The sequence below is a fragment of the Dyella kyungheensis genome, assembly GCF_016905005.1.
Taxonomy (GTDB): Bacteria; Pseudomonadota; Gammaproteobacteria; order Xanthomonadales; family Rhodanobacteraceae; genus Dyella; species Dyella kyungheensis.
In genome coordinates this window covers 1-281 of sequence record NZ_JADIKC010000034.1, presented here as the reverse complement: position 1 = coordinate 281, position 281 = coordinate 1, and the positions used below count along the sequence as shown (strand labels likewise).

The 281-nt window shown below is 66.5% G+C and carries 1 protein-coding gene; it reads left to right on the top strand.

The window, feature by feature from the left end; all coding sequences use genetic code 11:
• The coding region (locus tag ISP20_RS21485; protein WP_204638248.1) for an autotransporter outer membrane beta-barrel domain-containing protein at window positions 1-281 on the top strand (281 nt) is incomplete at both ends.

Genomic DNA, 281 nt, shown 5'->3' with positions numbered 1-281 from the left:
GTGAGTTCGGCCTATGGCGACGGCCGCATCAACACGCGTGCCTACGGCGTGGGCGCGGCGTTGACCTGGTACGCCGACAACGGCCTGTACGTGGACGGCCAGGCGCGCTGGACGCATCTGGATTCGGATCTGCACTCCAATACGCTGGGCAAGGCCGAGGACGACAACAAGGCCACCGGCTACGCCGCCGGCGTGGAAGTCGGCCAACGCTTCCGCCTGAGCGATGCATGGTCGATGGTGCCGCAAGCCCAGTTGAGCTGGGGCAAGGCATCGTTCGACGG